2 protein-coding genes are annotated in these 2392 nt (G+C 71.5%); both read left to right on the forward strand.

All coding sequences use genetic code 11. The features are described 5' to 3' along the window. Positions 1-1217 (forward strand): AMP-binding protein (locus tag AB0J08_RS41475; RefSeq protein ID WP_360645345.1); only part of this gene is annotated, 1217 nt, incomplete at its 5' end. Between the two features lie 10 nt (positions 1218-1227). Then, on the forward strand, positions 1228-2392 hold a 1165-nt coding region (locus AB0J08_RS41480), incomplete at its 3' end, for an acyl-CoA dehydrogenase family protein (protein WP_360645348.1).

Below are 2392 nucleotides of genomic sequence, written 5' to 3' on the forward strand. Positions count from 1 at the left end.
TGGTCGCGGGCGGCATCGCCTGGAGGGCGGTGCCCGCGGACTTCCCCGCCTGGGACCGCGTCTACGCCTTCTTCCGGCGCTGGCGGGACAAGGGCGCCCCCGACCCGGTCTGCGTCGAGGTCGGCCCGAATGACCCGGCCGTCCTTAACTTCAGCTCCGGTTCGACGGGTGCGCTCAAGGCAGCCACCCAGACCTTCGGCAACCGCCTGGCCAACATGCGCAAGCAGCTGATGGGCGAACCCAGGCCCCGCCCCGGCACCCGCTACCTGGCCTGCGGCCCGATCACCCACGCCTCCGGCATGGCGTTGCTCGCCTGCGTCTTCGCCGGCACCACCGTTCACGTGCTGCCCACCTGGGACGTGGACGCCTTCCTGGCGACGGTCGAGCGCGAGCGCATCGACTCGACCTTCCTGGTACCGGCGATGCTCAGCATGGTGCTCGCCCACCCGAAGCTGGCCGCGTACGACCTCTCCAGCCTCACCGACCTGCGCGTGGGCGGCGCTCCGATCTCCCCCCAGCGGCTGCGCCAGGCCGTCGAGGCGTTCGGGCCGGTCATCGGCCAGGGCTACGGCACCGCCGAGACCACCAGCGTCGTCGCCGGCCTGACCAGCGCCGAGATCGCCCACGCCGTCACCGCCGACCCCGAACTGCTCGCCTCCTGCGGCCGGGCCGTGTACGACAGCGAGATCCGCATCGTGGACGCACAGGGCCAGGAGCTCCCTCCCCGCAAGGTCGGCGAACTCGTCGTCCGCGGCCAGGACTGCGTCACCGCGTACTGGAGCGACCCGGAGCTGTCCGCACAGACCTTCCGCGACGGCTGGGTCCACACCGGCGACCTGGCCTGGATGCGCGAGGACGGCTACCTGTTCATCGTCGACCGGATCAAGGACATGATCATCTCCGGCGGCTTCAACATCTACAGCACCGAGGTGGAAGCCGCCCTCTACGAGCACCCCGCGGTGTTCGAGGCGTGCGTCGTGGGCGTGCCGGACGAGCGGTGGGGCGAGGCGGTCAAGGCCGTGGTCGTCCTCGGCACCGACGCCGCCGCGGCGACCGAGGCCGAGCTGATCGAGTTCTGCGCCGAGCGCGTCGACCGCCTCAAGAAGCCCCGCTCGGTGGACTTCGTGCCCGCGCTCCCGCACAACCGCAACGGCAAGGTCGACCGCAAGGCCGTCCGCGAGACCTACTGGGCCGGCACCGACCGGCGCGTCAACTGAGGACCCGCCCATGCTCTTCTCCCTGCACCCCGACTACCCCGGCGACCCGCTGCTCCAGGACCTCGTCACCCGCCTGCGCGACTACCTCGACGGCGAACTCGCCGCCTACGAGGCCGACCACCGCGTCACCCCCGCGACGCCGATCACCCGCGCCCTGCTGGAACCCGTCTGGAAACGCAGCCGCGAACTCGGCTTCTACGGCATCCACCTGCCCCCCGAGCTCGGCGGCCAAGGCCTGACCTACACCCAACTCGCCGCACTGAAAGAGGAGATCACCGCCAGCGGGCGCGTGCTCGGACACAGCGTGCTCGGCGAGATGGGCGGCCCCCTGCGGGTCGGCGACATCCTCGCCGGCGCCACGCAGCACCAACTCGACACCTACTTCCTGCCCGTCGTGCGCGGCGAACGCGCCTGCTGCTTCTCCCTCACCGAGACCGACGCCGGCTCCGACGTCCGCGCCATGCGCACCGTCGCCGTGCCCGCCCCGGGCGGCTACCGCCTCACCGGGCACAAGGTCTTCTCCAGCGCCGGGCCGGTCGCCGACTTCGCCATCGTCATCGCCCGCATGGACGGCACCGAGAAGACCTTCTCCGCCTTCGTGGTCGACCTCGACAGCCCCGGCTGCCGGGTCGAGGACGGCGCCACCCCGATGTCCGGCGAGCACATCGAGAGCGACATCGTCCTCGACGACTGCTTCGTGCCCGCCGCCAACCTGCTCGGCCGCGAGGGCGACGGCCTGCTGCTCGGCCTCGGCCGGGTGAACGTCAACCGCCTGCTGCACTGCCCGAGCGTGCTGGGCCTCGCCCGCCGCGCGATCGTCCTGACCCTGGAGCGCGCCCGCACCCGCACCGTGGGCGGCGCCCCGCTCGCCGAGCTCCAGTCCGTCCAGCACAAACTCGCCGACCTGGCCACCGAGTTCTACGCCGCCCGCGCCATGACCTACGCCGCGCTCGCCGACCTGGACACCGGCACCGTGCCCCGGCTGGAAGCCTTCATGTGCAAGTACTTCGTCGCCGAGTCGGCGTTCCGGATCCTTGACCAGGCCGTCCAGATCCACGGCAAGGAGGGCCTCACCCAGGGCAACGAGGTCGAGGTGTCCCTTCTGTCGGTCACTGACGTGCAGAAGCGTGAGGTCTCGGCATGCGGCTGCCGGCCCGGGGTCCTTGATCCCGAGC

The sequence above is a fragment of the Kitasatospora sp. NPDC050463 genome (assembly GCF_040655255.1).
Taxonomy (GTDB): Bacteria; Actinomycetota; Actinomycetes; order Streptomycetales; family Streptomycetaceae; genus Kitasatospora.